The organism is Rhizobium sp. 05N430 (genome assembly GCF_056396985.1).
On record NZ_JBFTMO010000003.1, the window covers coordinates 235,275 to 262,001 of the forward strand.

The 26,727-nt window shown below is 61.0% G+C and carries 31 protein-coding genes; 17 read left to right on the forward strand and 14 right to left on the reverse strand.

Annotation, left to right across the window (positions count from 1 at the left end):
* Nucleotides 1-12: 12 nt before the first annotated feature.
* Nucleotides 13-861 (reverse strand): TIGR01459 family HAD-type hydrolase, encoded by an 849-nt coding sequence (locus AC1DJO_RS08570; protein WP_477969890.1) that lies wholly within the window; start codon nt 859-861, stop codon nt 13-15.
* Nucleotides 862-960: 99 nt separating this feature from the next.
* Nucleotides 961-2,370, reverse strand: a complete 1,410-nt coding sequence (gene chrA / locus AC1DJO_RS08575) for a chromate efflux transporter (RefSeq protein ID WP_477969892.1) — start codon at nt 2,368-2,370, stop codon at nt 961-963.
* Nucleotides 2,371-2,538: 168 nt separating this feature from the next.
* Between chrA and groES the strand changes: the two genes are divergently transcribed.
* Nucleotides 2,539-2,835: a co-chaperone GroES gene (groES, locus tag AC1DJO_RS08580; RefSeq protein ID WP_004675403.1), complete on the forward strand. Its 297-nt coding sequence runs from the start codon at nt 2,539-2,541 to the stop codon at nt 2,833-2,835.
* A gap of 56 nt (nt 2,836-2,891) precedes the next feature.
* Complete coding sequence (gene groL / locus AC1DJO_RS08585) at nt 2,892-4,532, forward strand: chaperonin GroEL (protein WP_112390583.1); 1,641 nt, start codon at nt 2,892-2,894, stop codon at nt 4,530-4,532.
* A gap of 309 nt (nt 4,533-4,841) precedes the next feature.
* Here groL and AC1DJO_RS08590 read toward each other — a convergent pair whose 3' ends face one another.
* Nucleotides 4,842-5,213 carry a hypothetical protein gene (locus AC1DJO_RS08590; RefSeq protein ID WP_477969894.1) on the reverse strand — a complete coding sequence of 124 codons (372 nt, stop codon included), beginning with the start codon at nt 5,211-5,213 and terminating at the stop codon, nt 4,842-4,844.
* A gap of 82 nt (nt 5,214-5,295) precedes the next feature.
* Between AC1DJO_RS08590 and AC1DJO_RS08595 the strand changes: the two genes are divergently transcribed.
* Entirely contained in the window at nt 5,296-5,742 is a 447-nt protein-coding gene (locus AC1DJO_RS08595) for a hypothetical protein (RefSeq protein ID WP_112390584.1), read from the forward strand.
* Nucleotides 5,743-5,799: 57 nt separating this feature from the next.
* On the opposite strand, the gene AC1DJO_RS08600 is transcribed toward AC1DJO_RS08595, so the two are convergent.
* Entirely contained in the window at nt 5,800-6,510 is a 711-nt protein-coding gene (locus AC1DJO_RS08600; RefSeq protein WP_442207944.1) for a glutathione binding-like protein, read from the reverse strand.
* A 197-nt stretch (nt 6,511-6,707) separates the two neighbouring features.
* On the opposite strand from AC1DJO_RS08600, the gene AC1DJO_RS08605 reads away from it, so the two are divergent.
* Entirely contained in the window at nt 6,708-7,154 is a 447-nt protein-coding gene (locus tag AC1DJO_RS08605; protein ID WP_112390586.1) for a DoxX family protein, read from the forward strand.
* A gap of 79 nt (nt 7,155-7,233) precedes the next feature.
* Here the strand turns inward: AC1DJO_RS08605 and hisG are convergent, their stop codons facing one another.
* From hisG to hisS, 3 genes are all read right to left on the reverse strand, one after another.
* On the reverse strand, nt 7,234-7,929 hold the full coding sequence (gene hisG, locus AC1DJO_RS08610) for an ATP phosphoribosyltransferase (RefSeq protein ID WP_477969896.1): 696 nt from the start codon (nt 7,927-7,929) through the stop codon (nt 7,234-7,236).
* A complete protein-coding gene (locus AC1DJO_RS08615; RefSeq protein ID WP_477970317.1) occupies nt 7,926-9,047 on the reverse strand; it encodes an ATP phosphoribosyltransferase regulatory subunit in 1,122 nt (373 codons plus the stop codon). The genes hisG and AC1DJO_RS08615 overlap by 4 nt, the downstream gene beginning before the upstream one ends.
* Nucleotides 9,048-9,227: 180 nt before the next feature.
* A complete protein-coding gene (gene hisS / locus AC1DJO_RS08620; protein WP_477969898.1) occupies nt 9,228-10,748 on the reverse strand; it encodes a histidine--tRNA ligase in 1,521 nt (506 codons plus the stop codon).
* Nucleotides 10,749-10,871: 123 nt separating this feature from the next.
* On the opposite strand from hisS, the gene relB reads away from it, so the two are divergent.
* From relB to AC1DJO_RS08665, 9 genes are all read left to right on the forward strand, one after another.
* Complete coding sequence (relB, locus tag AC1DJO_RS08625) at nt 10,872-11,099, forward strand: type II toxin-antitoxin system RelB family antitoxin (RefSeq protein ID WP_477969900.1); 228 nt, start codon at nt 10,872-10,874, stop codon at nt 11,097-11,099.
* The gene (locus AC1DJO_RS08630) at nt 11,083-11,352 is read left to right on the forward strand and encodes a type II toxin-antitoxin system RelE family toxin (RefSeq protein WP_477969902.1); all 270 of its coding nucleotides are present in this window, start codon (nt 11,083-11,085) and stop codon (nt 11,350-11,352) included. The genes relB and AC1DJO_RS08630 overlap by 17 nt, the downstream gene beginning before the upstream one ends.
* 6 nt (nt 11,353-11,358) lie before the next feature.
* The gene (locus AC1DJO_RS08635; RefSeq protein ID WP_477969904.1) at nt 11,359-12,120 is read left to right on the forward strand and encodes a hypothetical protein; all 762 of its coding nucleotides are present in this window, start codon (nt 11,359-11,361) and stop codon (nt 12,118-12,120) included.
* A gap of 66 nt (nt 12,121-12,186) precedes the next feature.
* A complete protein-coding gene (locus AC1DJO_RS08640; RefSeq protein ID WP_477969906.1) occupies nt 12,187-12,450 on the forward strand; it encodes a BrnT family toxin in 264 nt (87 codons plus the stop codon).
* Entirely contained in the window at nt 12,431-12,742 is a 312-nt protein-coding gene (locus tag AC1DJO_RS08645) for a BrnA antitoxin family protein (protein ID WP_477969908.1), read from the forward strand. Before AC1DJO_RS08640 ends, AC1DJO_RS08645 begins: the two co-directional genes overlap by 20 nt.
* 481 nt (nt 12,743-13,223) lie before the next feature.
* Nucleotides 13,224-13,580 (forward strand): CopM family metallochaperone, encoded by a 357-nt coding sequence (gene copM, locus AC1DJO_RS08650; RefSeq protein WP_477969910.1) that lies wholly within the window; start codon nt 13,224-13,226, stop codon nt 13,578-13,580.
* A gap of 184 nt (nt 13,581-13,764) precedes the next feature.
* Nucleotides 13,765-15,069: a TadE/TadG family type IV pilus assembly protein gene (locus tag AC1DJO_RS08655; protein WP_477969912.1), complete on the forward strand. Its 1,305-nt coding sequence runs from the start codon at nt 13,765-13,767 to the stop codon at nt 15,067-15,069.
* The gene (locus AC1DJO_RS08660) at nt 15,066-15,584 is read left to right on the forward strand and encodes a TadE/TadG family type IV pilus assembly protein (RefSeq protein ID WP_477969914.1); all 519 of its coding nucleotides are present in this window, start codon (nt 15,066-15,068) and stop codon (nt 15,582-15,584) included. Before AC1DJO_RS08655 ends, AC1DJO_RS08660 begins: the two co-directional genes overlap by 4 nt.
* 2 nt (nt 15,585-15,586) lie before the next feature.
* Nucleotides 15,587-16,108, forward strand: coding sequence for a TadE/TadG family type IV pilus assembly protein (locus tag AC1DJO_RS08665; RefSeq protein WP_477969916.1), 522 nt, complete (start codon nt 15,587-15,589; stop codon nt 16,106-16,108).
* 7 nt (nt 16,109-16,115) lie between these two features.
* On the opposite strand, the gene AC1DJO_RS08670 is transcribed toward AC1DJO_RS08665, so the two are convergent.
* Nucleotides 16,116-17,165: an aldo/keto reductase gene (locus tag AC1DJO_RS08670; protein WP_112390598.1), complete on the reverse strand. Its 1,050-nt coding sequence runs from the start codon at nt 17,163-17,165 to the stop codon at nt 16,116-16,118.
* 240 nt (nt 17,166-17,405) lie between these two features.
* On the opposite strand from AC1DJO_RS08670, the gene AC1DJO_RS08675 reads away from it, so the two are divergent.
* Nucleotides 17,406-18,110 (forward strand): HAD family hydrolase, encoded by a 705-nt coding sequence (locus AC1DJO_RS08675; protein ID WP_477969918.1) that lies wholly within the window; start codon nt 17,406-17,408, stop codon nt 18,108-18,110.
* Nucleotide 18,111: 1 nt separating this feature from the next.
* Here the strand turns inward: AC1DJO_RS08675 and AC1DJO_RS08680 are convergent, their stop codons facing one another.
* Nucleotides 18,112-18,615, reverse strand: a complete 504-nt coding sequence (locus tag AC1DJO_RS08680) for a hypothetical protein (RefSeq protein ID WP_477969920.1) — start codon at nt 18,613-18,615, stop codon at nt 18,112-18,114.
* The gene (locus tag AC1DJO_RS08685; protein ID WP_310292685.1) at nt 18,612-19,241 is read right to left on the reverse strand and encodes a DNA-3-methyladenine glycosylase I; all 630 of its coding nucleotides are present in this window, start codon (nt 19,239-19,241) and stop codon (nt 18,612-18,614) included. Before AC1DJO_RS08685 ends, AC1DJO_RS08680 begins: the two co-directional genes overlap by 4 nt.
* A 211-nt stretch (nt 19,242-19,452) precedes the next feature.
* On the opposite strand from AC1DJO_RS08685, the gene AC1DJO_RS08690 reads away from it, so the two are divergent.
* The 3 genes from AC1DJO_RS08690 to AC1DJO_RS08700 all read left to right on the forward strand — a co-directional run bounded on the left by AC1DJO_RS08690 (nt 19,453) and on the right by AC1DJO_RS08700 (nt 21,961).
* Nucleotides 19,453-20,211, forward strand: coding sequence for a L,D-transpeptidase (locus AC1DJO_RS08690; protein ID WP_477969922.1), 759 nt, complete (start codon nt 19,453-19,455; stop codon nt 20,209-20,211).
* 144 nt (nt 20,212-20,355) lie between these two features.
* Nucleotides 20,356-21,018 carry a L,D-transpeptidase gene (locus tag AC1DJO_RS08695; RefSeq protein ID WP_310293759.1) on the forward strand — a complete coding sequence of 221 codons (663 nt, stop codon included), beginning with the start codon at nt 20,356-20,358 and terminating at the stop codon, nt 21,016-21,018.
* A 280-nt stretch (nt 21,019-21,298) separates the two neighbouring features.
* Nucleotides 21,299-21,961 (forward strand): outer membrane protein, encoded by a 663-nt coding sequence (locus AC1DJO_RS08700; protein ID WP_477969924.1) that lies wholly within the window; start codon nt 21,299-21,301, stop codon nt 21,959-21,961.
* A gap of 9 nt (nt 21,962-21,970) precedes the next feature.
* Here AC1DJO_RS08700 and AC1DJO_RS08705 read toward each other — a convergent pair whose 3' ends face one another.
* The 4 genes from AC1DJO_RS08705 to AC1DJO_RS08720 form a co-directional block, all read right to left on the reverse strand.
* The gene (locus AC1DJO_RS08705; RefSeq protein WP_477969926.1) at nt 21,971-22,402 is read right to left on the reverse strand and encodes a hypothetical protein; all 432 of its coding nucleotides are present in this window, start codon (nt 22,400-22,402) and stop codon (nt 21,971-21,973) included.
* A 38-nt stretch (nt 22,403-22,440) separates the two neighbouring features.
* Nucleotides 22,441-23,751 carry a glycolate oxidase subunit GlcF gene (glcF, locus tag AC1DJO_RS08710; protein ID WP_477969928.1) on the reverse strand — a complete coding sequence of 437 codons (1,311 nt, stop codon included), beginning with the start codon at nt 23,749-23,751 and terminating at the stop codon, nt 22,441-22,443.
* A 205-nt stretch (nt 23,752-23,956) separates the two neighbouring features.
* Complete coding sequence (locus tag AC1DJO_RS08715) at nt 23,957-25,159, reverse strand: FAD-binding protein (protein ID WP_477969930.1); 1,203 nt, start codon at nt 25,157-25,159, stop codon at nt 23,957-23,959.
* Nucleotides 25,156-26,595, reverse strand: a complete 1,440-nt coding sequence (locus tag AC1DJO_RS08720) for an FAD-linked oxidase C-terminal domain-containing protein (protein ID WP_477969932.1) — start codon at nt 26,593-26,595, stop codon at nt 25,156-25,158. Before AC1DJO_RS08720 ends, AC1DJO_RS08715 begins: the two co-directional genes overlap by 4 nt.
* Nucleotides 26,596-26,727: the final 132 nt, after the last annotated feature.

Sequence of the window (26,727 nt, forward strand, 5' to 3'; positions counted from 1 at the left end):
GCGGGCTTCTTCTTATGCGAGGCGCGGCATCCACCACTTGGGCGTTGCCTTTTCACGCTCGAGATAGGCGTGCAGGATTGCCTCGTCCGTCTCGCCGTTCAGCGTGTATTCCTTGGCGTGGATGCCGCCGCTGATATAGAGAAGATCGAGGCCGTAATCGAGAGCGCCGCGCACATCCGTCGGCATGCCATCGCCGATGGCGAGGATGCGGCTCTTCGGGAAGTCGCCGCGAAGCTCTTTCGCGGTTTCCAGCACGGCTTCATAGATCGGCGTATGCGGTTTGCCGGCAATGCGGGTGGCGCCGCCGAGCTGGTTATAATAGGCAGCCATAGCGCCGGCGCAGGGGATCATCTTGTGGCCGCGCTCGACGACGAGATCCGGATTGGCGCAGATCATCGGCACGTTTCGCGACTGAAACTCTTTCAGCATCTCGGTGTAGTCTTCCGGCACTTCCTGCTCGTCATCGAAGAAGCCGGTGCAGACGACGGATTCCGCTTCCGTCGCATCGACGCGCTCGACGCCCAGGCCTTCGATGATGGCGATGTCGCGTTCGGGGCCGAGCAGGAAGACCTTCTTCGGGCCTTCGGCGATCAGGCCGCGGGTGACGTCGCCGGAGGTGATGATCCGGTCATAGGCGCCGTCCTGGATGCCGATATGGCGGAGCTGATCGACGACCAGAGGCGCGATACGCGGCGAATTGGTGATGAGAACGACCGTCAGGCCTTCGCCGCGGGCGGCTTCGAGGGCGGCAGCCGCCTTGGGGAAGGGATCGACGCCATTGTGCAGGACGCCCCAGACATCGCAGAACACCGCGTCATACTGGCTGGTGATCTCTGCAAAACTTCCGATGCGCTTGGCCATTCCGATATCCCATTTGCGTTCAGTCAGGCGTGACATTGCAAAGGCCCGGCGGGATGGCAAGGTTTTTTCGGCCCGGCGCCGCAAAAACAGCCGGGCGCGCTAGAGAAGCAACTCGACGCCGCGCACGGCCAGCCCGGCTGTAGCCGCGAAGCCGAGAATGCTGACGATGCCGAGCTTGAAGCGGAAAAGCATGATGCAGGCAGCCACGAAGATCAGCGCCGCGGCAATGTTCAAACTGCTCCAGACCGGCCAGGCGAGGCTGACGAGCGGCAGGCCGGTGGCGCGAGAGAGAAGCGCGATATTGCCGACATCGGCAAAGAGAACATGCAGGCCAAACCAGAGCGCCAGATTGAGGATGACGCCGACGACGGCAGCAGTGATCGCCGACAGGGCCGCCGACAGTATCTTGTTCTGGCGGAGCTTCTCCACATAGGGCGCACCGGCGAAGATCCAGATGAAGCTCGGCACGAAGGTTGCCCAGGCGGCGAGGCTGGCGCCGATCACGCCGCCGAACAGCGGGTCGATGCCGAGCGCATTGCGGAAACCGGCCATGAAGCCGACGAAACAGAGGACAAGCACCAGCGGACCCGGCGTCGTCTCGGCCAGCGCAAGACCATCCAGCATCTCGCCGGGGCGCAGCCAGGCATAATGCTCCACCGCTACCTGCGCGACATAGGAGAGCACAGCATAAGCGCCGCCGAAGGTGACGACCGCCATCTTGGAGAAGAAGACAAAGACGGCGGCGAAGACATTGGTCTCGCCGCTCAGCGCCTCGGCAATCAGATCCTGCGGACCATGAATCTCGCGGACGATCAGCAGCGGAAACTGCCAGACGATCACCCAGAAAGCGAGGATCAGGAACGGCCTGGCGATATTTCGGCTGGTCAGCCCTGACAGCATTTCCTTGGCGGGCTTCGAGGCTTCGGCTGGCGCCACTCCCTCCACCTTTCTCCTGCGGCGCTCGACGAGGAAGCCGGCAATGCCTGCAGCAAGGACGACGAGCGGGAACGGCAGATTGAGCAGGAAGAGCGCCACGAAAGAGGCAGCAGCCACATAATAGTGAAAGCGCGATTTCAGCGCCCGGCCGGCGACGCGCATCAGCGCCTCGATGACGACGGCGAGCACGGCCGCTTTGAGGCCGAAGAACAGAGCGAGCAGCCACTCGGCATTCTGGAAATAGGCATAGAGACCGGAGAGGACCAGGATGACCAGAAAGCCTGGCAGGATGAAGAGCAGGCCGGCGACGATGCCGCCACGCACGCCATGCATCAGCCAGCCGATATAGGTGGCAAGCTGCTGGGCCTCGGGGCCCGGCAACAGCATGCAATAGTTCAAGGCATGCAGAAAACGGTCCTCGGAAATCCAGCGCTTTTCCTCGACCACGGTTTTGTGCATCAGGGCGATCTGCCCGGCAGGACCGCCGAAGCTCAGACAGCCGATACGCGCCCAGACGGCAAATGCCTCGGAAAAAGCGGGCCGTGGCAGGGGCTCGGCAACCACGTCAGACAAATCCCCTCACCTCTCCACAATTCCGGCGCAAAAATCCGTGAATGGTTTCCTTGACTCTTTCTGGAGCCATCCCTAAATGCACGTCGCTAGCACTCCTCAACGGAGAGTGCTAACACTCATCCATGTGGACCCCGGTCCGCGAATGTCATTTGATCGAGGGATTAGACAATGGCAAGCACCAACTTCCGCCCCCTTCACGATCGCGTCGTTGTTCGCCGCGTTGAGTCCGAAGAAAAGACCAAGGGTGGCATCATCATCCCGGACACCGCCAAGGAAAAGCCGCAGGAAGGCGAAATCGTCGCCGTCGGTTCGGGCGCTCGTGACGAGTCCGGCAAGGTCGTCGCTCTCGACGTCAAGGCTGGCGACCGCGTTCTGTTCGGCAAGTGGTCGGGCACCGAAGTCAAGATCAACGGCGAAGACCTTCTGATCATGAAGGAAGCCGACATCATGGGCATCATCGGCTAATCAGCCGGTTATCCCGTTCAGATTATCGCTGACACCCCTTTTCAGGAGTTCTCAAAATGGCAGCTAAAGAAGTAAAGTTCGGCCGCTCTGCGCGCGAAAAGATGCTGCGCGGCGTCGATATCCTCGCTGACGCAGTGCAGGTCACCCTCGGTCCGAAGGGCCGTAACGTTGTTATCGACAAGTCCTTCGGCGCTCCGCGCATCACCAAGGACGGTGTTTCGGTCGCCAAGGAAATCGAACTCGAAGACAAGTTCGAAAACATGGGCGCCCAGATGGTCCGCGAAGTTGCTTCGAAGACCAACGACATCGCCGGCGACGGCACCACGACGGCAACCGTTCTGGCCCGCGCTATCGTTCGCGAAGGCGCAAAGGCTGTTGCAGCCGGCATGAACCCGATGGACCTGAAGCGCGGTATCGACCTCGCTGTTGCAGAAGTCGTCAAGGACCTGCAGGCGAAGGCCAAGAAGATCTCCACCTCGGCTGAAGTTGCCCAGGTCGGCACGATCTCCGCAAACGGCGACAAGCAGGTTGGCGAAGACATCGCTGAAGCCATGCAGAAGGTCGGCAACGAAGGTGTCATCACCGTCGAAGAAGCCAAGACCGCTGAAACCGAACTCGAAGTCGTCGAAGGCATGCAGTTCGACCGCGGCTACCTCAGCCCGTACTTCGTGACCAACCCGGAAAAGATGATCGCCGACCTCGACGACGCTTACATTCTCCTCCACGAGAAGAAGCTCTCGAACCTGCAGGCGATGCTCCCGGTTCTCGAAGCCGTCGTTCAGACCGGCAAGCCGCTCCTCATCATCGCTGAAGACGTCGAAGGCGAAGCTCTTGCTACGCTCGTCGTCAACAAGCTGCGTGGCGGCCTGAAGATCGCTGCCGTCAAGGCTCCTGGCTTCGGCGACCGCCGCAAGGCCATGCTGGAGGACATCGCTATCCTCACGGGCGGCACTGTCATCTCCGAAGACCTGGGCATCAAGCTCGAATCCGTAACGCTCGACATGCTCGGCCGTTCGAAGAAGGTTTCGATCTCCAAGGAAAACACCACGATCGTCGACGGCGCTGGCGCCAAGTCCGACATCGAAGGCCGCGTTGCGCAGATCAAGGCTCAGATCGAAGAAACCTCTTCCGATTATGACCGCGAAAAGCTGCAGGAACGCCTTGCCAAGCTCGCTGGCGGCGTTGCCGTCATCCGCGTTGGCGGCTCCACGGAAATCGAAGTCAAGGAAAAGAAGGACCGCATCGACGACGCTCTGAACGCGACGCGCGCGGCTGTTCAGGAAGGTATCGTCCCCGGCGGCGGTATCGCTCTGCTCCGTTCCTCGACGAAGATCACTGCCAAGGGCGTGAACGACGACCAGGAAGCTGGCGTCAACATCGTCCGCAAGGCTCTGCAGTCGCTGGTTCGCCAGATCGCTGAGAACGCTGGCGATGAAGCTTCGATCGTTGTCGGCAAGGTTCTCGACAAGAACGAAGACAACTACGGCTACAACGCCCAGACGTCTGAATATGGCGACATGATTGCCATGGGCATCGTCGACCCGGTCAAGGTTGTCCGTACGGCTCTGCAGAACGCAGCTTCGGTTGCTTCGCTGCTGATCACCACGGAAGCCATGATTGCCGAGCTGCCGAAGAAGGACGCTCCTGGTGGCATGCCTGGCGGCATGGGCGGCATGGGCGGTATGGACATGATGTGATCAGACCATAAGGTCTGATTGCAGCACTGTCCGTGAAACCCGCCCATACATGTAAAGTGCTTCAGCGCGTCAAGCGCGCTGAAGAGGCGGCATGGACATGATGTAAGACCTTCGGGTCTGACATCTGAGTCAACCGGTTCAGTTACGGAAGGGCGGTCTTCGGGCCGCCCTTTTCATTTGGCGGATAGCGATTCGGCCTTACCAATTTTTAGAGTCTCAACGACGGAACTGATAAAACGTTTAAGCGTCTATTCCGCACCGAAATCAGACTCCCAAGCTTTCGCGAGCCTTACCAAGCTGTGTTTTTTATCAGCCGCTGATATTTCTTATTGAAATTGGTTTCACTGCGGTAATGTGAAAATTTTGCAAAGCGTAACCGTTTACATCTCGCGAAACGGGCAACTTTTTACTTTGATTTCTGCTACCTTTTATAGAAGCATGCAATATATCGCATCCTTCGCGTTGCGGATTACCCCCGAAAAAGCATTTGCCGCCTCTCAAAAACTGCCTATAAATCCGCGCTGCGAATTGCAGTGCATGACGATATTTTTCCGCCCGCCAGCGGAAGACCGTATTTTGCAAATGACACCGGCTGCAGAGCATTCCGCGCCAGAATTTTTGAGAAGAGCATGAAAGGGGTTCCGCACCGGCGGCGCCGCAATTCTGCTCACGGCCGGACATGATGACCGGTGCGCATGAAGATGTTTTCGTCACACCGCACGAGTGCGCTGCATTGAACTGCGCCCGACACGGGGAACCCCATTTGTTCAAGATCGCCAAAGCCAATGTTGCCGCCCCGCTCACGCCTGGCTCCTTTGATCTGACCCATCACAATCAGGAAATGCTGGCGCAGTTTTCCGTCTCCGAGGCCTGGAACGGTGACTTTTCGAGCGGCATCATCCGGCTCGGCGAATGGAGCTCGATGCTTCACGGTCTGGCCGGCCAGGAATGCGGGCTGCTGAGCCTTATGCGCTGTTATGACGTCAAGGACCGTGCCCATATCCTGGCGCTGTTCGAACAAGCAGCAACGCTCTCCTCGTCCTTCTGTTTCTCGACGACCATCGTCATGCCGAACGGCTTCCGCCAGCCGCTGTTCTGCATGGGCGAGTCCGCCGGACTTGAGGAGAAATACGCCGGCAGCATGGTCGGCGTCTTCATCTTCCCGCGCTTCAAGCTTGAAAACACCAGTCAGGCCGCCAGCCGCCAGTAAAGCGGCAAAGCCCTATGAAAAAGGCCGGTCTCGCGACCGGCCTTTTTGTTTGCGCTACTACTCCGGTTTCACCGGAACGTTGAGCCCCTTGGCGCTGGCCGGGCGGGCAATGCAGCGCTCCAGCCATGCCCGAACGGCCGGGAACTTCTCATATTCCAGAACCTCGCCACCGCCATAGAACAGATCGGCGCCACGGATCCATGGGAACGTCGTGATATCGGCGATCGTGTATTCATCGCCCATGATCCACTGGCGGCCCTGCAGACGGCCTTCCAGGATGCCCAGCAGACGCTTGGCCTCGTCGCGATAGCGCTCCATCGGATAGGAATTGTTGGCGACCTTATCGGCCGCAAACTTGTAGAAGTGGCCGAACTGGCCAAGCATCGGGCCAAGGCCCGACATCTGGAAGAACACCCACTGAATGGTTTCGTAGCGGCCAGCCGCATCGGCGGGGATCAGCTTGCCGGTCTTCTCGGCGAGATAAAGCAGGATGGCGCCGGATTCGAAGATACCGATCGGCTTCCCGTCAGGACCGTTCGGATCGATGATCGCAGGGATACGGCCGTTCGGATTGAGGGAAACGAATTCCGGCGACTTCTGGTCGTTGTTAGCGAAGCCGACATAGTGCGGCTCGTAGGGCAGGCCGAGTTCTTCCAGTGCCACCGAAATCTTCACGCCGTTCGGCGTCTGCAGCGAATAAAGCTGGATGACATCGGGATTTTTTGCTGGCCAGCGCTTGGTGATCGGGAAGCTTGAAAGGTCTGCCATTGAAATCTCCATGGGGTTTGGACCCTGACCATAGACAGGCGGGCGGCGCCAAGACAAGCGGCGGGAGACGGATCATCGTTTCAAAATACTGAACGAACCGTCCCCTTTCGTTTATCTTTCCAGCTGCGACAAAATGCGCGACAAGTGGGTCAACGAGATCAGCCGATCTCACAGTGATTCAAACGGAGATTACTTCCATGTCGAATACGACCAACATCATCGTTCTCGTCGCCCGCATTCTTCTGTCCTTCATGTTCATCCTTGCCGGCTTCGGCAAGCTCACCGACCCGGCTGGCACCGCCGGCATGATCGCAGGCGCTGGCCTTCCCGCCTCCACCGCCCTCACCTATCTCGCAGGCCTCTTCGAGCTCGTGACCGGCCTTGCCGTTCTCGTCGGCTTCCAGGTTCGCATCGTCGGCTGGCTGCTGGCTGCCTTTTGTATCTTCACGGCCGTAGTCTTCCACCTGCCTGCCGTCAACGTTCCTGATTTCCCGGCTGGCGCAAACGGCTGGATCAACGCTCTGAACCAGATCATGGTCATGAAGAACTTCACGCTGGCCGGCGCCTACATCCTGCTCGCCACCGTCGGCGCTGGAGCTTACTCGATCGATGCACGCCGCGGCGCATATCCGGTCGCTGCATAAGCGAAATCGGCCTCCCAAGCATAAAGAAACCCGCCGTCGCGAGACGGCGGGTTTTTTCGTTTCCGAAATCCGGAAGAAATCAGAGTGCGCCGCGCACTGCCGCGACAATCTTCGCCACCGACGGTTCGGCCGCATGGCTTTCCTTGCGGGCGCGAACGAGGCAGGCCTCCGAGCGCAGGATGACGCCGTCATTGAGGACGCGCAGGTGGTTTGCCCTGAGCGTCGAGCCGGTCGAGGTGATATCGACGATAACATCCGCCGAACCAGAGGCCGGTGCGCCCTCGGTGGCGCCCAGGCTCTCGACGATGCGATAGAGCTGGATACCGTGCTGGCTGGAGAAGAACTGCTGCGTCAGGCGCCAGTATTTGGTGGCGATCGTCAGACGGCGGCCATGGCGGGCGCGGAACTCAGCCGCGACATCGCCGAGATCGGCCATGGTATCGACATCGAGCCAGATCTCCGGGACGGCCACGACGACATCGGCATGACCGAAGCCGAGCCGGGCGCAGAATTCGACGCGCTTGTCGGTTTCGGCCAGGCCTTCGCGCACCAGATCTTCGCCGGTGACGCCGAAATCGATCGAGCCGTTGCCGAGCTCGCGGGAGATTTCCGACGCCGACAGGAAGGCGACCTCGACATCATCCCAGCCTTCGACGCGGCCACGATAGGAGCGGTCGTTGCCGACGGCGGTGATCTTCATGCCGGCGCGCTCGAAGATCGCCAAGGCATCGTCCTTCATGCGGCCCTTGGAGGGCAGTGCGATGGTCACAGTCATGCCGTTGCCCTTTCCGTTTCGATGCGATCGAGCCAGAGCGAGAAGCCGACGGCGGGGATGCGCTCCCGGGCGCCGAGGAAGTTCAACAGCTTGTCGAAGCGCCCGCCACCGGCAAGCACTGCCGACGAGCCTTCAACGCTCACCTCGAAGACGAGACCGGTGTAATAATCCAGCGGGCGGCCGAAGGCGGCGCGGTAATCCATCGACGAGAGATCAAGGCCAGCATTCGAAAGCGCGGCCAGACGGCTGTCGAAATGCGACAGCGCCGTGCCGATCTTCAGCCCAGCGGCATCGGCAAAGCCTGCAAGCGCCGAGGATGCATCGGCCAGCGGCACGTTGAGCGACAGGAACTCTTCCAGCACGCGGAAGGCATCGTCATCGAGTCTCGTTTCCGACAGCACCAGCTTTTCCCTGAGGCGGCGGGCGATATCGGCAGGCGAGCGGCTGGCATTGGTCGAATAGCCGGTCGCTTCCATCGTCTGATCGAGATAGGCAATCAGCGCCTTGTCGTCGCCGGATGCCACGAGCCTGGCGATGTCGTCATCGAGGCCGGTGACGAATTGCGGGCTGACGAGGCTGGCCAGCAGCGCCTCGATTTGCGTCATGTTGCCGAAGGCATGGATCAGCCGCTTCTGCCAGCCGAGCGGCAGGCCGAGCGCCTGGACCACAGCCTCGAACACCGCCTGGTCGCCCAGAACCGTCGAGACCGTCTTTCCCGGGATCAGCCGCTGCAGGATGGCGATGGCATCGCCGATGGCGCGCGCATCGGCGCTCGCCGTATCGGTCTCGCCGAGATCCTCGATCCCCGCCTGATAGAACTCGTTGCTGCCATCACGCCGCTGGCGGAAGACCTCGCCGAGATAGGAATAGCGCTTCGGCGTACCGGTCGCCGTTTCGATGTGGCGCAGGCAGACGGGAATGGTGAATTCCGGGCGCAGGCAGAGGCTGGCGCCGGTCTCGCTTTCCGTCATGAAGATACGGCGGCGGAGGTCCTCGCCGGCGATATCGAGGAAGGGTTCGGCCGGCTGGATGACGGGCGTGTCGATGCGCTCGGTCTTGCGGGCGGCGAACTCGGCGAGGAGATCGGTGGAGAAGGCCGGGAGGTTTGTCAGAGGCATGGCGTCGAAGTCTCCGGGGATGCCCCCCTCTGTCCTGCCGGACATCTCCCCCTCAAGGGGGGAGATCGGCTGGGCTCATACGCCCGCTCCACATTGACTATTTGGCTCAGACCCAACCACGAGTCGATCTCCCCCCTTGGGGGGGAGATGGCCGGCAGGCCAGAGGGGGGTGCGCCCCGCTCAGGCATCCGACGCCCGCTTCCGATCTTCCGCCTGCGCCGCCAGGATTTCCTTTACCTTGGCGACGAGATCGGCTTCCGGCACGGTTTCCTGCGCCACGCGCGCTTCGCGCCAGCTGGCATTGCCCTCGATCTCGCCGGACAGGCGCTTGCCCTCGATCAGGTCCTTGATCTGCACCACGCCGGTGGCGCGCTCGTCGCCGCCCTGGATGATGGCGACGGGGCAGCCGCGGCGATCGGCATATTTCAGCTGGTTGCCGAACTTCTTCCAGTTGCCCTGATACATCTCGGCGCGGATACCGGCAGCGCGCAGCTCCTGGGTGATGCGCTGGTAGCGGCCCATGGCATCGACATCGCCGTCCATGACGGTGACGAGAACCGGTTCGATCACCTCGCTCTGGCCAAGCTTTCCGAGGTTCTTCAACGCCGTCATCAGGCGCGAGACGCCGATCGAGAAGCCGGTTGCCGGAACGGGCTGGCCCATGAAGCGCGAAACGAGGCCGTCATAACGGCCACCGCCGCCGACAGAGCCGAAGACGACCTTTTCGCCCTTCTCGTTGGTGACGTCGAAGAGCAACTCGGCTTCGTAGACCGGGCCGGTGTAATATTCGAGGCCACGGACGACCGAGGGGTCGATCTTGATGCGGGTGCTGTCGTAACCGGCGCTGGTGACGAGGCTGCCGATGAAATTGAGTTCCTCGACGCCTTCCCCGCCATTCGAGGTCCCCGCAACGAGTTCTGCAAGCTGGGCAGCACTTTCGGCATAGTCCTTGATACCGACGAAGAAGAGCACCTTGTCGATCTGGCTCTGGTCGAGGCCGGCGCCCTTGGTGAAGTCACCGGATTCATCCTTGCGGCCCGGACCGAGCAGGAGGGCGACACCTTCGGGGCCGAACTTGTCGAGCTTGTCGATGGCGCGCAGCACGTTGAGGCGCTGGGCAACCTTGTCATCACCGCCGAGGCCGATGGCTTCGAGAACACCGTCGAGAACCTTGCGGTTATTGACACGGATGACGTAATCGCCGCGCTTGATGCCGAGGGCTTCAAGCGTATCGGCCATCATCATGCACATTTCAGCATCGGCCTGGACGCCGGGCGCGCCGACCGTATCGGCATCGAACTGCATGAACTGGCGGAAGCGGCCCGGGCCTGGCTTCTCATTGCGGAAGACGTAGCCGGCGCGATAGGTGCGGTAGGGCAGCTGGATGTCGTTGAAATTTTCGGCGACATGGCGGGCGAGCGGTGCCGTCAGGTCGTAGCGCAGGCTCATCCACTGCTCGTCGTCGTCCTGAAGCGAGAAGACGCCTTCGTTTGGACGGTCGGCATCCGGCAGGAACTTGCCGAGCGCATCGGTATATTCGAACAGCGGCGTTTCGACAGGATCGAAACCATAATGCTCATAGACTTCGCGGATCTTCGCGGTCATTTCGTTGACGGCGCGGATATCGGCAGCCGAGCGGTCAACGAAGCCGCGCGGCAGGCGGGCCTTGAGCTTTTGCGGTTTCTTCTTGGTGTCGTTCATTTCAGGGGATTTCCACAGTGTGACAGTGGCGGTTTCCTAGCGGATTGGGCGGGGAGCGGCAAGGGCGAAGGGTGGCGAAGCCTATGGCGAACTGTTATATATTGGCCGATTGAGGATCGAGCGATGAACAAGCGCGTCACCATTGAAATGCCGGATGAAATTCATCGGCTGATCGCCGAGCACGCCGCCAAGGCCGGCGCGGCGACGGATGCCTATGTTCTCGAAGTGATCGAGCAGCATCTCGAAGACCTTCACGACATTGCCGCAGCGGATGCGGCGATGGAGCGTATCGAACGCGGTGAAGAAGAAATCGTCAGCGCTGAGGAGTTCTGGCGTGGCATGGACGATTGAATATCTGCGCGCCACGCAGAAGAGCCTAAAAAAATTCAGCAAACAAGACCGGGACCGTATCCGTGCGTTTCTTGACGTGAGGCTTGCTGCACTCGACGACCCGCGCCAGCTGGGCGCGGCCCTTCAGGGCGACAGGCTCCGGCAATATTGGCGCTATCGCGTCGGCGACTTTCGCATTATCTGCGATATCCAGGACAACCGGCTCGTCATCCTGGTGATCGAGATCGGTCATCGCCGCCAAATCTATCGTTAGACCTTCATGATACTCGAAGCCCTTTTCTATCTCGCAACGGTGCCGGTGACGGCAAAGCCGCACCGCAAGTTTATCCGCTATTCCGTCAACCTCTGGTCCCGCGCGAGGCGCTGCAGCGGCCAATGGGCGGAGCACGAGGAAAAGAGCCGGGCGGCGATACTGGCAGCAGCATCCGGCCTCCGCCAGAAGCGCACGGCATTAGTGCTCGGCTCCGGCCTGCTGCGCGACGTGCCGATTGAGGCGCTTGCGAAGACCTTCGATACCGTCGTGCTTGTCGATCTGGTTCACCTTGCCTCCGTCCGTTTCTGGCTGAAGGCGAAAGGGTACCGGAATGTCCGCCTGATCGAGCGCGATCTTTCGGGCTATGAGGAGTTGCAGACGGCGGGCCATGCCGAGCCGCTCGGCTTTCTGCGCGGCGTACCCTACCTGGACTTCGTGGTTTCGGCGAACCTGCTGTCGCAGATCGGCCGCGGCGTGAAGCGGCGCTTCGAGGCGGAGCAAGACGGCGCCATGCCAGAGGATACCGCCCAGCGGCTGATCGCGGCGCATATCGATGGATTGAAAGCGCTTCCCTGCGCCACCTGCCTGGTGACCGATATTTCCTATGCGGTGAATGACCGGACCGGAAAGACCCATGAGACGGCCGATCTGCTGCAGGGCGTTCAGCCGCCAACTGAGACCAAGGCAGCCTGGGCCTGGCCGGTGGCCCCGCTCGGCGAGGAAAGCAACGACTACCAGATCGTTCATCAGGTGATTGCCGTCTATTGAGATGCAGATTATTCTGACTGCAATCCAGGATTTATTGTATCACTTTTAATATCGGATATCATTGCGGTGAAGATTGTTTGGGATGAGCCGAAGCGGCTTGCAAATCTCGACAAGCACGGATTGGATTTTGCTGATCTCGATCTGGGATTTTTCCTGTCCGCCGTTCTGCAACCCGCCCGCGGCCGGCGCGTGATGGCGATCGGGCGGTTTGCGGACGGAACCATCGTGGTGATCTTTGCGAGACTGGGTATCGAAGCACTATCAGTGATTTCAATGCGCCCGGCCAAGGCAACGGAAAGGCGGTTCTTCAATGACAGCCAAGAAAATTGAATTGCAGTCCGAGTTCAAGGAAGGGCGCGGGTATAGCAAGGCCGATTGGGACGACGTTAGCGACAACCCCGAATGGACCGAGGAAGACTTCAAGAATGCGCGGCCTTTCGCGGAAGTGTTTCCCGAACTTGCCGAGAGCATTCGCCGGGCGCGTGGCCGGCCGGTGATGGAGAAGCCGAAGCGGCAGATTTCGCTGCGGCTCGATCCCGATGTCATCGATGCCTTCAAGGCCACCGGCAAGGGTTGGCAGGGACGGATCAACGACGTGTTGCGCAAGGCCGCAAAGCTCTGAGCCGCCTCTTGGCGAAGCAGGCGCCCTCGCCTATCTTCAACTCATGCGTCTCGTTTCGATCATAGCGATGATATTCGGCTGGCTGACCTTCAGCGCGTCCGCCTGGGCGGGCTGTCCTATGTGCGCAGCGATGAGCCAGCCATCGGCATCAGAGATGCAGCATGGCATGCATGGTATGGCCGATATGCCTGACTTGGTGGCGGAGCACAGTGGTCACGAGATGTCTAAGGACCCGTGCGCGCCGGGCAATGCAAGCCATATGTCGATTTGCTCCTACTGCGTAGTGACGCCTGCCGCCGTGATGATCAGTGATGGCGGAAAGCATGTCTTTGCGTATCCCGCACCAGCGGCAGCAAAGGCGCTTGCCGATCTGCGTCCCGCCCCGCAGGCGCCCCCTCCCCGTTTCATGTGACAATCTCGCGATACGGCCGCACGAACATGATCGTGCAATCCCTTTTGTCAGACAGAGGAAGGAACTCGCATGTCTATGAAAATCATCGCTCTGATCTCCACTCTCGCCTTTGCCGCTCCGGCCTGCGCCGAGGATATGCAGATGGACATGAGCAAGCCGATGGGCAACCACGGCGCCTCCAGCCATGCCTTTGCCGAGGCCAATGCCAAGATACACAAGGACATGATGATCGAGATGACTGGCAATGCCGATGTCGATTTCGTCCGTGGCATGATCCCACATCATCAGGGTGCGATCGACATGGCGAAGATCGAACTGCAATACGGCAAGGATCCGGAAATCCGCAAACTGGCCGAAGCCATCATCAAGGCTCAGGAAGCTGAAATTGCTGAGATGAACGCATGGTTGAGTAAAAATGCCAAGTAATCAATCATGAAGCGAGGCGCCAGTTCTAAAACTGGCGCCTTAGCCGTATAGATTTCGCGCTTAGCGATACTTCCGCAATCAAGATGCTATTATTGCGTTTTATTTAGAACGACTTAGTAATGTTTTGATTACGAAATTCTAATTTATCTAAAATACAAATCGTCTCATCAACTTAGGGAAATCGATGAGACATCTTCTTTCGAAAGCGCGCAGGCTCGCCCGCGAGACCAACGGCAATGTCGCCATGGTCTTCGCCCTGCTGCTCGTTCCGCTGATTGCCATGGGCGGCGCCGGCATCGATCTGGCGCGCTATGAAGCGATCCGCGTCGAAATGCAGGATGGCCTTGATCGCGGCGTGCTGGCGGCGGCCTCGCTTTCCCAGAAGGAGAAGCCCGAGGAGACGCTACGCAGCTTCATGAAGAACCTCGACTACGCGCAGGACATCGCCCTCAACTTCACCGAGACGAAGGGCCTGAATTCGCGCAAGATCAATGCCAGCGCCGCCTATGTGATGAACACCACCTTCATCCACCTTGTCGGCGTCCGTCAGCTGAGTGTCGCCGCCGTCTCCACGGCAGAGGAAGCCAAGCAGAATATCGAAATGTCGCTGATGCTGGATATGTCCGGCTCGATGAACGGCAACCGCATCAAGAACCTGAAGAAGGCGGCCCAGCAGTTCATCGATCAGGTGCTGACCGACGAGACCAAGGATTATACGACGATCACCATCGTGCCCTATGCCGGGCACGTGAATATCGGCGCGGCTGTTTTCGACAAGCTCGCCGCCAAGCGCGACCACTCGAACTCGTCCTGTGTCGAGCTCAGCACCACCGGTTTCGGCGGCGGCGTACCGAGCTTCAAGGATGCGGGCCAGGTTCCGCATTTCACCCAGTGGAACTACGGACGCACTGATCTGAAGCCTTGGTGGTGCCCGGTGGAATCGACGGCGATCACCTATTTTTCCAACGATGCGACCTATCTGAAAAACCGCATCACGCAGCTTGAGCTGCATGATGGCACCGGCACGCAAAATGCCATGCAGTGGGGCTACATGCTGCTCAATCCGGGTGCCAAGACCATCGTCAATGCAGCCATCGACGCCAAGATGATGGATGCGAAATTCGCCAACAGGCCCGCAGCCTTCGGCGACCCGGATACGATGAAGGTCATCGTGCTGATGACGGATGGTGCGATCACCGAGCAGTACCGCCCGAAGGATTACAGCCGCCCGGTCTCGCAGGCGCCTGACAACAAGCAGATCATCAACTCGACGGATACGGCTAAGATGCTGTCTTCGGTCTGCACCGCGGCCAAAACAAACGGCATCACCGTCTTCACCATCGGCTTCGAAGTGAGTGGCAATGCGACGACGCAGATGACCAACTGCGCCACCAGCCCCGGCCATTACTATCCGGCGTCGGGCTCCGGCATCGGCGATGCGTTCAAGTCGATCTCGACCTCGATCAAGAAGCTGAGGCTGACACAGTGACCTCTCTTGTCAATCGTCTCAGACGTGACCGCGGCGGCGCCGCCGGGATCGAATTCGCCATCCTGGCGCCGATCGTCTTCTCGCTCGTCTTCTCTACTTTCGAAGCGGGATGGATCATGACGCAGTCGATCATGCTCGACCGCGCCGTCAGCCGCGGTTCGCGTGCGCTGCAGGTGGCGGGTTCGAACTTCACCTATGATGATTTCAAGAAAAAGGTCTGCGACGAGGCGATCATTCTGACCAATTGCCTCAAGTCGATCCGCATCGAATTCACGCCGATCAGCAAATCGACCGACTTTCCGACATCGGAGACATCCTGCGTCGACCGCAGCGTCAATATCGATCCTGTCACCACCTATACCGGCGGGCAGCGCTCGCAAATCGTTTTCGCGCGTGCCTGCTATGTGGTCGATCCGATCGTGCCGGGGCTTGGCTACGGCCTAGCGATGCCGAAGGACAATACTGGCGGCGTGCGGCTCACCTCGCGCTTCGCCTTCGTGAACGAGCCGGGCTGACAATGCGCATTTTCAAGAATTTCCTGCAGAACCGCTCCGGCGCCTCGGCGATCGAGTTTTCCTTCGTCGCGCCGGTGATGATCTTCTTCTTCATCGGCAGCGTCGCCGTGTTCGACATGTTCCGGACCTATCAGAACATCGTCGAGGCCAATGGCGTTGTGGCCGACGTGATCTCGCGCCAGACCTCAATCGACGCGACCTTCGTTTCCAACATCTATGGCGTCTTCACCAACCTGCAGCAGAACAGCACGGCGCCTAGCGCGCTCAGGATTTCCAGCATCAAGAAGACTGCTGGTGTCTACAAGCTGGACTGGAAAAAGGAGAGTGGCACCATCAGCCTGTTGAAGGCGCAGGTGCTCGACAGCTCGACCTTGCCGCAGATCACCGACGGCGACTCGATCATCTATGTCGAGGGTGCCACGACCTACACGATGCTCTCCAACATCCTCGGCTTCGGGCAGATGACTTTCGCAGAGCGAGCCTTCACGCGACCGCGCTTCATCAGCGCGGTCGCCTTCAACTAGCGAAGACTCAAGCCTTCGGCTCGAACGGTTCGGGGCGCCGGCCGGCGCCCTGACGGGCAACCATCCAGCCGGGATATTCCGGCGCCAGCGCGCTGACGTCGTCGAGCTTCTTCAGGTCGTCGGCATCGAGTTTTAGGCCTGTCGCCGCAAGGTTCTGATCGAGCTGCTCGATCCGCTTGGCACCGATGATAACCGTCGTGACGAAGGGCTTGGCCAGCACGTAGGCAAGCGCCACGGTGGCGACGCTGACGCCATGCTTCTCTGCGACTTCGCGCATCACAGCGACGCAGGCCCAGGCGCGGTCCTTGTCGACAGGCGGGAAGTCGAAGGTGGCGCGGCGGCCCTCACCGTTGCCGGGGGCGCCCGGACCGTACTTGCCGGAGAGCAGACCGCCCGCGAGCGGCGACCAGACCATGAGGCCGAGCTTCTCCTCATTCATCAGCGGCACGATCTCGCGCTCGAGATCACGGCCGGCGATCGAGTAATAGGCCTGGATCGTCTCGAAGCGGGCGAAGCCGCGGCGTTCGGAAATGCCGAGCGCCTTGGCGATCCGCCATGCCTGCCAGTTGGAGACACCGACATAGCGCACCTTGCCCTGGGCGACGAGATCGTCGAAGGCGCGCAGGGTTTCGTCGATCGGGGTGACGGTATCCGTCGCGTGGATTTGGTAGAGGTCGATGTGATCGGTCTGCAGCCGCTTCAGACTGGCTTCGACCGAATCCATGATGTGGCCGCGCGAGGCGCCGCGGTCGTTGGGCTTGCTGCCCATTACGCCGTAGACCTTGGTGGCGATGACGACGTCCTTGCGGGGGACATTGAGGTTCTTCAACGCCTGGCCGAGGAGCCGTTCGGATTCGCCGAAGGAATAGACGTCGGCGGTGTCGATGAAATTGACGCCTGCGGCCAGCGAGCGCTCGACGATCTTGTCGGCGGCGGCCTGATCGACATCGGCGATGGCGCCCCAGGGGCTGCCTTCATTGGCTTCACCGAAGGTCATCGTTCCCAGGCAGATTTCGGAAACGAAAAGGCCGGTATTTCCAAGTTGATTGTATTTCATGAGGAAATTTCCTTGTGACTGCCACAGGCGGGGGTGCCCATGGACCGCTGAACGCAATCTTTTGATTATTGGCCTGCATGGCAGGCACAGCCGGGGCTGGCTGCTGATGAGGCACTTTTTACGTAAGCGCGCCCGGCCGCATTTCAACAGCATGCGGCATCCCGTCCGTCAAAAAACAAAGCCCTTGTCTCGAACGGCCACGCCGATAGATTCAGGGCGAGGGAATTGCAGGAGCACCGGATGAGCAAGCACGCGCTGACGACGATCGGCTTCGATGCTGATGATACGCTCTGGCAGAACGAGCAATATTACCGGCTAACGGAAGCGCACTTCACCGAGTTGCTGGCCGATTTTGCCGAGGGACCGAAGATTTCGGAACGGCTGCTGGAAGCCGAGAAGCGCAACCTCGCCCATTACGGCTTCGGCATCAAAGGCTTCACGCTGTCGATGATCGAGACGGCGATCGAGATAACGGATGGTAGCGTCCCGGCTGGTGTCATCGCACAGATCCTCGATATCGGGCGCGATCTGCTTTCCCATCCGGTCGAAACCATGCCGCATGTGCAGGACACGCTGGAGGCGTTGGCCGGCAACTACCTGCTGGTGCTGATCACCAAGGGCGACCTGTTCGACCAGGAGCGCAAGCTGGCGCAATCCGGCCTCGGCGATTTCTTCGATGCCGTCGAGATCGTCTCGGACAAGACGGCGGTCACCTACCGGCGGATTTTCTCGAAGGTGGGCGACGGGCCGGAACGGGCGATGATGGTCGGCAACTCGCTGAAATCGGACATCGTGCCTGCCATTGCCGCCGGGAGCTACGGCGTCTTCGTGCCGGATGAGCTGACCTGGGTGCTGGAGCATGTGGAGGAGCCGTCGGACGCGCCGCGCTTCCGCAAGATCGCCAATCTTGGCGAGTTGCGCGGGCTTCTCGAACAGTTGGACTGACCTATTCCTCTTCGTCCGCGCCCGATTTCGGCGGAAACAGCGACGGCCGCTGCGGCTCTTCAGGCTTGGCCGCAGGCGGCGCGGTGCCGGGCGCCTGGGGCTCGATCATCAGTGTATAGGGAGCACCGAGGCCACGCCGGGGAGAGACCTTCGAATAATAGGCCCGCAGCATCCAGGTCGTGTCTTCCTTGGCAATGGTATCGAGGACAGAACCGTCCTCATCCGTGCCGAAGAATGCCTCGTCATCGCCCTTCGACAGATCGAAGATCGCCAGAAACGCAAACTGGCTGCGTGTCGTGAAGCTGATCTTTACATGCTGGCCGGCTTTGACAGGCAGCGTAAAGACATGGCTGTTGCCGAACTTCGTCCAGCCTTTGATCTGCATGGTCACGGCCGGAAACTGAAGCTTCTCCAGCTTCTCGCCGGGATCGAGCTGCGGCGCTTGGGCGAAGGCGGGAAGCGCTGAAAGAACCATCAGAGCGCCCGTCGCAAGCAGTTTTCTCATGGACGCACCAGTGCCTTCCGTATCGCTTCCACCTCTGAGCGGCAGAAGCAGCCCTCGACGTGATCGTTGACGAGCCCCATCGCCTGCATGAAAGCATAAACTGTGGTCGGGCCGACAAAGGTCCAGCCGCGCTTCTTCAAATCCTTGGAAATGCGGACGGAAACCGGCGTCGTCGGGTTGGCGGCGATGTAGGCGCGATCAACCATACCGGGACGATCGCCAGTGCCCGGCTCATAGCTCCAGAAATAACGGGCAAGCGAGCCGAATTCCTGTTTCAGTGCGATGGCGCGCCTGGCATTGTTGATCGTCGAAACGATCTTGCCGCGATGGCGGATGATGCCGGCATCGGCGACGCAGCGCTCGATATCCGCGTCGTCGAAGAGCGCGACCTTCTCGAAATCGAAACCGGCAAAAGCGGCGCGGAAATTCTCCCGCTTTCGCAGGATCGTCAGCCAGGAGAGGCCCGATTGAAAGCCTTCGAGGCAGATCTTCTCGAACAGCCTGATATCGTCGGTAACCGGGCGGCCCCATTCCTCGTCGTGATAGCGCATATAGTCAGGAAGATTGGCGTGCCAGTGGCAGCGGCTCTTTCCGTCGTCACCGGTCGTGATGCCCGTATCGCTCATGCTTCCCCACTGATTTTACGCTTCAATTGCGGCTTTACCATTTAGAAACCCCGTTTCCAAACCGAACAGTAACCCTGACGAAAAGTTTATCCGGTGCTTCGCAGTTTAATGAATCGATCTTTACCATTCGCTGGCCGGAGCGGTGGCAGCATCCGGCCAGGCGGAAATGCCCGCCCCAGCATTTTCGGTCATATGTAGAGAGTTCCGTCCGATGATGAAATCCGTTTTGATTGCCGCAAGCCTGATTGGCCTGCTTGCCTCGCCTGCCCTTGGTGACGATCGCTATGCGACCCGCCCGCCCGTCGTCCTCAGCCCCGATCTGACCGCGCCCTGGCTCAACCAGCTGGGCGGCAGCAACGCGCGCCCTGTCGTCTATCAGCGCCCGGTCATTCAGCCGCAGCGCCGCGGGCTGTTCCAGTATCAGCAGCGCATCGTGCGCCGTGCAGCCCCTGCCGGTATTCAGCAGGTTGCGGTCGTGCGCCCCGGCGCAATTCCTGTTGTCCGCGAGCAGTTCGATCCGCAGTTCCTGCCGCAGATGGTCGATTACGACACCAAGGAAAGGCCCGGCACGATCGTCATCGATACCAACAATCGCTTCCTCTACCTCGTGATGGCGAATGGCAAGGCCCGCCGCTACGGCGTCGGCGTCGGCAAGCCGGGCTTCGAATGGGCCGGCGAGCACAAGATCACCCGCAAGGCCGAGTGGCCGGATTGGACCCCGCCTTCCGAAATGATCAGCCGTGAAGCGGCCAAGGGCCATTACCTGCCCGCCCGCATGGATGGCGGCCCGGAAAATCCGCTTGGCGCCCGCGCCATGTATCTCGGCTCGACGCTCTATCGCATCCACGGCACCAATGCGCCCTGGACGATCGGCAATGCCGTATCGTCGGGCTGCATCCGCATGCGCAACGAGGACGTGACTGACCTTTACGAGCGCGTCAATGTCGGCACCCGCGTGATCGTGATCTAAAGATCGCAGGGCCGCGGCGGGCCGTTGCAAGAACGGCGCGCCGCGGCACAAAAACACGCGCAAACCCCTCTGAAGCTTGAAATCCGGGGCAAATTGGCTAGCTTGGCGGTCATCCTGGATAGAGGGGAATTGAGAATGAAGCATATCATACGGCTCGCGGCCGCCTCTGCGATTGCGCTGGCCTGCACAATGAGCCTCGCCCATGCCGAGCCTCAGTTGACGGCAACAGACGCGGTTCGCGGCGTCAAGCAGGTGAAGACCGTCAAGCCGCAGTTCAAGAAGCGCGTCGTCCGCCTCGTCACCGACGAAGCGCCTGGCACCGTGATCGTCGATACGACCAACAAGTTTCTTTACCTCGTCGAGGGCAACAACCGCGCAACCCGCTATGGCATCGGCGTCGGCCGCGAAGGCTTCGGCTGGTCCGGTGTGGTGAAAGTCGGCCGCAAGGCGGAATGGCCCGGCTGGACGCCGCCGCCAGAAATGCGCGCCCGCGAAGCCAAGGCCGGCCACAAGCTGCCTGCCTTCCAGCCCGGCGGCCCGGACAATCCACTCGGCGCCCGCGCCATGTATCTCTACCAGGGCGGCCACGACACGGCCTTCCGCATCCACGGCACCAACCAGCCCTGGACGATCGGCCTCAACCTGTCTTCGGGCTGCATCCGCATGGTCAACAACGACGTGCAGGATCTCTACGAGCGCGTCCCCGTCGGCACCAAGGTGATCGTCGTCGGTCCCGGCAACAAACAGGGCAACGTCGCCTTCCAGGACCGCGGCATCGATGTTCTCAGGACGCTGTTTGGCGGGTGAAAACTGTCAGGTTGATGGAATTGAAGAGGGCGCTTTCTGGCGCCCTTTTTTGTTTCATTGATGCTGCGCCCGGAGCCCCCTCACCTTGCCCTCTCCCCCAGGGGATGTCGGCGCTTCGGCTCGCGTATTCCCTTCGCCCCAGCGGGGAGAAGGTGCCCGAAGGGCGGATGAGGGGGCACACCCGGCAGACGCCCGCCATTTTTCATCCCTCACCGCCCTTGCAATAAGCCTGTTACAAAACGCGGGATAGATGAGCGGTATTGCCATCCGGGGATAATCCATGCGCCGCGCCGTTCGCCTGTCCGTGTTTGGACTTGCCGCCCTTGCCTGTCTCGCCTCGCCTGTCCTTGCCGAGGATCTGCAATTCTCCGTCTATGGCGGCTACCAGACGGCACCCCATAGCGGCGTCGATCTGTTGGACGGGACGCATTTCACCGCAGGCTGGGAGGGCAAGTCCTTCGGCTCGCCGCCTTATTACGGCGCGCGGGTGACGTGGTGGCTGGAGGATTTGGGCCATCCCAATCTCGGCCTGTCGATCGACTATACGCATGACAAGGTCTATGCCGACGACAAGACGCTGGCGACGTCAGGCTGGTCGCATTTCGAATTCACCGACGGGCTGAACCTTCTGACGGCGAACGCGCTCTACCGTTTCCCACAGGACGGCGGGCGATGGACGCCCTATCTCGGCGCCGGCGTCGGGGTGAACATTCCGCATGTCGAGGTGACGCGCCCATCCGGCACGACCTTCGACTACGAATTCGGCGGTGTGACGCTGCAGGCGCAGGCCGGTGTCGATTTCCGTATCACCGAGCACTGGTCGACCTTCGTGGAATACAAGGGCACCTATTCCAAGGTGGATGTGCCGATCGACAGCGGCGACCGGCTGAAGACCGATATCTTCACCAACGCCGTCAATCTCGGCGTTTCGTTCCACTGGTAAGCAAGAGGCCTACTTCGAGCCGCAGCTGACCTTGCCGCTTGCGGTGAACGGCTTGGAACCGCCTGTTACGGTCATCCCGTAGGTGCCGCTGAAGACCTTGCCGTCACCTTCGGCCATGACCACCATGTTCAGCGCCTGGCCGGATGTATCGTCACCGCCGTCATCATAGATTTCCATGCGCAGCTCGCCACCGTTCGACCACCGGTTCGTCAGGTGGCTGGAATTGAAGACGCGCTTCTTGAACTGGTCGGGCACAGAGCCGTCCTTGATCATCAGACCGCCGCGGAAGTGGTTCAGCACATGGCCGCCGTCCGCCTTGAAGCCGATCTCTACGGTGAAGCGGGTGGCTGCATCGTCGGCCGAGCAGAAATAACGGCTATCGGCATGCGCGGTGCCTGCGGCACCGAAAAAGACAGAGAGCAAAAGAAGTGTACGCCGCATAGCGCTGAATCCCATGACCGGCCGACAACCGGCCGAACTCAGGCTATATGCAAATCCATTAATTTTTGAGGTACAGGACCACCGTAGGCCCAATCGATCAATTCTACGGTATGGACGATCGGGATACCGGTGTCTGAGGCAATCTGGGTGATGCAGCCGATATTGCCGGTGGCGATCACATCCGCCTTCGTTGCCTCGATATTCTTGACCTTGCGGGCCTTCAGCGCAGCTGAGATATCCGGCTGCATGATGTTGTAGGTGCCGGCCGAGCCACAGCAGAGGTGGCCCTCGGCCGGATCGCGCACGGTGAAGCCGGCAGCCTTCAAGAGCTGTTTGGGCGCCAGGGTGATCTTCTGGCCGTGCTGCATCGAGCAGGCCGAGTGATAGGCGACGGTGACGCCCTTCGGCATATGCGAGGGCAGATCGAGCGTTGCCAGATATTCGGTAATGTCCTTCGCCAGGCCGGAGACGATGGCCGCCTTTTCGGCATAGGCCGGATCGAGGCGCAGCATGTGGCCGTAATCCTTGATCGTCGTGCCGCAGCCGGAGGCGGTGATGATGATCGCATCGAGACCGCCGTTTTCGATCTCCCGCGTCCAGACATCGACATTGGCGCGGGCGCTGGCCAGTGCCTGCTCCTCGCGGCCCATGTGATGGACCAGCGAGCCGCAGCAGACTTCGCCCGCGGGCGCCACGACCTCGATGCCGAGGCGGGTCAGAAGCCGGATCGCCGCCTCGTTGATGCCGGGATCAAGCACTGGCTGGGCGCAGCCGGTGAGGATCGCCACTCGCGCCTTCCTCGCCCCCTCGGCCGGATGGCTGCCGGGACGTGAATAGACCGACGGTGCCGGCACGGTGCGCGGCGCAAGCGCCAGCATCGCGGCGAAGGGTTTCAGCGCCGGGGCGCACATCAGGCTGCGGAACGGACGGCCGAGACGGGCAAGCCGCAACGCCAGACGGAAGCGGCCGGGATAGGGCAGGACGGCAGCAAGGATGCCGCGCGTCAGCCGGTTCATGAACGGCCGCTTGTAGGTCTTTTCGATATGGGCGCGGGCGTGATCGACGAGATGCATGTAATCGACGCCCGACGGACAGGTGGTGACACAGGCGAGGCAGGAGAGACAGCGGTCGATATGCGTGACCACCTCGGCATCGGCAGGCCGATCGTTTTCGAGCATATCCTTGATCAGATAGATGCGGCCGCGCGGGCTATCGAGCTCGTTTCCGAGCGTCACATAGGTCGGACAGGTGGCGGTGCAGAAGCCGCAATGGACGCATTTGCGCAGGATCTTTTCGGATTCGGCGACGTGGGGATCGGTCAGTTGCTCGGCGGTGAAATTGGTCTGCATCAGGGATGTTCCGTCGAGGGGTTGTGGGTGGGGGTACCCCCCTCTGCCCTGCCGGGCATCTCCCCCTCAAGGGGGGAGATCCGCTGGGAGCACCCCCTCAGCGATAATTGACGGGGCGAGCGGGTGCCTCTGGCCAATCTCCCCCCTTGAGGGGGAGATGTCCGGCAGGACAGAGGGGGGTGTGACACACACTCAAAGCTAGCCATCACCACCCCATCTTCCCCGGATTGAAAATCCCGGCCGGATCGAACTTTTCCTTCACGCGGGCCGAGAGCATTGCCACTCCTTCCGGCTGCGGCTGGAAAGCCGCCACGTCAGCACGCATCACTTCCGAAGCACGCATCAGCGTTGCATGCCCGCCGCCGAGCGCCTTGATGAAGCGGCGTAGCAGGCCGGCTTCGGGATCGGCCTCCATGCGCATCCAGATGAGACCGCCCTGCCAGTCGTAATAGGCGTCGACACCGGCTTCGAGACGGAGCGCGGCAACGAGCTGGTGACCAGCGGACGGCGCGACGGAGACGCGCCAGACGGGTCGCATCGTGCCATCGGCATAGGGAAAGACATCGCGGATTTCGCGCCAGAGGCTGCGGCTCGCCTGCTGATCGAGCTTGGTGACCGGGCCGAAAGCGGCCATCGCCTTGGCGAGCTTTTCGGCGCGCACCTCGACGGAACCCGGCAGCCCCTCAAGACGAAGTACGGTTGCCTCGCCTTCGGGCAGCGTGCCGCCTGCAAAGCGCCAGGTGACCGTCATCGGCAGATGCGCCGCGCCTGAGACCTCGACCGCCAACGCCATGGCCGCAGCCATGGCGTTGGCGGCTTCGGCATCGTTGAGGCCGGAGACGACGATGGTCTCCTCGGCCTTCGGGCGCGGGGGAACGCGGAAGGTGACTTCGGTGAGGAAACCGAGCGTGCCGTGCGAACCCGCCAGCAGCTTCACTAGATCGAGACCGGTGACATTCTTCATCACCCGGCCGCCATTCCTGACGATCTCGCCACGGCCATTGACGAAGCGGATGCCGAGCAGGCTGTCGCGCGCCGCACCCGCAATCAAGCGACGGGGGCCGGAGACATTGGCGGCAAAGACCCCGCCAATCGTCGGCTCGCCCGAGGTGCCCATGACGCCGCGGTGATCCATCGGCTCGAAGGCCATCATCTGGCCGTTTTCGGCAAGAGCCGCCTCGATCTCGGCGACAGGTGTTCCGGCACGCGCGGTCATGACCATTTCGCCGGGGTTATAGGCGACGATGCCCGACATGGCGGTAGAGCGCAGCGTGTCTTCAGCCGCGACACGATTACCGAACCCGGCGCGGGTGCCGCGGCCGGAGATGGCGAGTGGCCGGCCGGATGCAGCGCGTTCGCGGATCAGCCCTGCGGCTTCGTCTTCGCTCCCGGGGAAAAATTCGCTCATGCGGCCGGCCGTCCATCGAGCGGGAAGACTTTTGACGGATTGAGGATCCAGCCGGGATCAAAGGCGGCCCGGACGGACATCTGCTGCACGAGATCGACCTCGGAATATTGATGGCGCATCAGGTCGCGCTTTTCGATGCCGACGCCGTGCTCGCCAGTCAGGCAGCCGCCGGCATCGACGCAGAGTTTCAGGATATCGTTGCCCGCGGCTTCGGCGCGGGCGGCATCCTCGGGGTCGTTGGCATTGAAGAGGATCAGCGGGTGCATGTTGCCGTCTCCCGCGTGGAAGACATTGGCGACGCGCAGGCCGTAGTGATCGACGATCTCGGAGGTCTTCTTCAGGACATAGGAGAGCTGGCTGAGCGGCACCGTGCCATCCATGCAGATGTAGTCGGCGATGCGGCCGGTGGCGCCGAAGGCGGATTTGCGGCCCTTCCAGATCAGCGCGGCCTCGGTCGCCGACTGGCATTCGCGCACGGTTTTCACCCGATGCCTATGGGCGATCTCGACGATGCTTTTCAGCATGTCGTCCATTTCAGCTTCCGACCCCTCGACCTCGACAATCAGAAGAGCGCCGACATCGAGCGGGTAGCCGGCATGGGCGAAGGCCTCGCAGATCTCGATTGCCGGCTTGTCCATGAACTCGATGGCGACGGGGATGATGCCCGAGGCAATGACATCGGCAACGCAGGAACCGGCATCTTCCGACGTATCGAAACCGAAAAGCACCGGGCGGGCGCCTTCGGGCTTGGCGATCAGGCGGACCGTCGCTTCGGTGACGATGCCGAGCTGGCCCTCGTGGCCGCAGACGAGGCCAAGCAGGTCATAGCCGCCGGCGTCCAGTGCCTTGCCGCCGAGCTCGATCACCGTGCCGTCGGTCAGCACCATCTTGACGCCCAGCAGATTGTTGGTCGTCACGCCGTATTTCAGACAGTGGGCGCCGCCCGAATTCATGCCGATATTGCCGCCGATCGTGCAGGCGAGCTGCGAACTCGGATCGGGCGCATAGAAAAAACCGTCCACGGAGACGGATTCAGAAATATTGAGATTGGTTACGCCCGCCTGGACGACAGCGACGCGATTGGCGAGGTCGATTTCCAGGATGCTGTTCATCTTCGACAGACCGATGACGACGGCATCCTCCTGCGGGATGGCGCCGCCCGAGAGCGAGGTGCCGGCACCGCGCGGCACGACCGGGATGCCGTAGCGATGGCAATATTTCATCACGGCAGCCACCTCGGCCGTCGAGCGCGGCAGGGCGACGGCGAGCGGCAGGCGGCGATAGGAGACGAAGGCATCAGTCTCGAAGGGCACCAGTTCGCGCGACTCATGAACCAGACATTCCGGCGGCAGGAGATCGATGAGATCGCTGACGATCTGGCTGCGGCGGGCAAGCACATCGGCGCGCGGAGCAAGGAACGAAATGGTGTCGGACATGGCGCGCTTCCTTCGAAGATGGCGGCAGGACCGGCTCGTCCTCCACGGATACCGGCATGTTCGGCTTAACACTTTCCCGAAACCGGCGCAAATGCTAAGCACTTATGCCTAAAGGAGAAACAGTGCCGCACC

What these genes read in the sequence shown, in the direction of transcription:
- AC1DJO_RS08600 (WP_442207944.1), bottom strand. Translation starts at nt 6,510, where the DNA reads ATGGCAGACCTTTCAAGCTTCCCGATCACCAAGCGCTGGCCAGCAAAA.
- glcF (WP_477969928.1), bottom strand. Translation starts at nt 23,751, where the DNA reads ATGCAGACCAATTTCACCGCCGAGCAACTGACCGATCCCCACGTCGCC.
- AC1DJO_RS08645 (WP_477969908.1), top strand. Translation starts at nt 12,431, where the DNA reads ATGACAGCCAAGAAAATTGAATTGCAGTCCGAGTTCAAGGAAGGGCGC.
- groES (WP_004675403.1), top strand. Translation starts at nt 2,539, where the DNA reads ATGGCAAGCACCAACTTCCGCCCCCTTCACGATCGCGTCGTTGTTCGC.
- AC1DJO_RS08700 (WP_477969924.1), top strand. Translation starts at nt 21,299, where the DNA reads ATGCGCCGCGCCGTTCGCCTGTCCGTGTTTGGACTTGCCGCCCTTGCC.
- groL (WP_112390583.1), top strand. Translation starts at nt 2,892, where the DNA reads ATGGCAGCTAAAGAAGTAAAGTTCGGCCGCTCTGCGCGCGAAAAGATG.
- AC1DJO_RS08655 (WP_477969912.1), top strand. Translation starts at nt 13,765, where the DNA reads ATGAGACATCTTCTTTCGAAAGCGCGCAGGCTCGCCCGCGAGACCAAC.
- AC1DJO_RS08675 (WP_477969918.1), top strand. Translation starts at nt 17,406, where the DNA reads ATGAGCAAGCACGCGCTGACGACGATCGGCTTCGATGCTGATGATACG.
- AC1DJO_RS08670 (WP_112390598.1), bottom strand. Translation starts at nt 17,165, where the DNA reads ATGAAATACAATCAACTTGGAAATACCGGCCTTTTCGTTTCCGAAATC.
- AC1DJO_RS08570 (WP_477969890.1), bottom strand. Translation starts at nt 861, where the DNA reads ATGGCCAAGCGCATCGGAAGTTTTGCAGAGATCACCAGCCAGTATGAC.
- AC1DJO_RS08715 (WP_477969930.1), bottom strand. Translation starts at nt 25,159, where the DNA reads ATGAGCGAATTTTTCCCCGGGAGCGAAGACGAAGCCGCAGGGCTGATC.
- AC1DJO_RS08605 (WP_112390586.1), top strand. Translation starts at nt 6,708, where the DNA reads ATGTCGAATACGACCAACATCATCGTTCTCGTCGCCCGCATTCTTCTG.
- AC1DJO_RS08635 (WP_477969904.1), top strand. Translation starts at nt 11,359, where the DNA reads ATGATACTCGAAGCCCTTTTCTATCTCGCAACGGTGCCGGTGACGGCA.
- hisS (WP_477969898.1), bottom strand. Translation starts at nt 10,748, where the DNA reads ATGAACGACACCAAGAAGAAACCGCAAAAGCTCAAGGCCCGCCTGCCG.
- AC1DJO_RS08615 (WP_477970317.1), bottom strand. Translation starts at nt 9,047, where the DNA reads ATGCCTCTGACAAACCTCCCGGCCTTCTCCACCGATCTCCTCGCCGAG.
- copM (WP_477969910.1), top strand. Translation starts at nt 13,224, where the DNA reads ATGTCTATGAAAATCATCGCTCTGATCTCCACTCTCGCCTTTGCCGCT.
- AC1DJO_RS08685 (WP_310292685.1), bottom strand. Translation starts at nt 19,241, where the DNA reads ATGAGCGATACGGGCATCACGACCGGTGACGACGGAAAGAGCCGCTGC.
- AC1DJO_RS08665 (WP_477969916.1), top strand. Translation starts at nt 15,587, where the DNA reads ATGCGCATTTTCAAGAATTTCCTGCAGAACCGCTCCGGCGCCTCGGCG.
- hisG (WP_477969896.1), bottom strand. Translation starts at nt 7,929, where the DNA reads ATGACTGTGACCATCGCACTGCCCTCCAAGGGCCGCATGAAGGACGAT.
- AC1DJO_RS08720 (WP_477969932.1), bottom strand. Translation starts at nt 26,595, where the DNA reads ATGTCCGACACCATTTCGTTCCTTGCTCCGCGCGCCGATGTGCTTGCC.
- AC1DJO_RS08690 (WP_477969922.1), top strand. Translation starts at nt 19,453, where the DNA reads ATGATGAAATCCGTTTTGATTGCCGCAAGCCTGATTGGCCTGCTTGCC.
- AC1DJO_RS08680 (WP_477969920.1), bottom strand. Translation starts at nt 18,615, where the DNA reads ATGAGAAAACTGCTTGCGACGGGCGCTCTGATGGTTCTTTCAGCGCTT.
- AC1DJO_RS08590 (WP_477969894.1), bottom strand. Translation starts at nt 5,213, where the DNA reads ATGTCCGGCCGTGAGCAGAATTGCGGCGCCGCCGGTGCGGAACCCCTT.
- AC1DJO_RS08705 (WP_477969926.1), bottom strand. Translation starts at nt 22,402, where the DNA reads ATGCGGCGTACACTTCTTTTGCTCTCTGTCTTTTTCGGTGCCGCAGGC.
- relB (WP_477969900.1), top strand. Translation starts at nt 10,872, where the DNA reads ATGAACAAGCGCGTCACCATTGAAATGCCGGATGAAATTCATCGGCTG.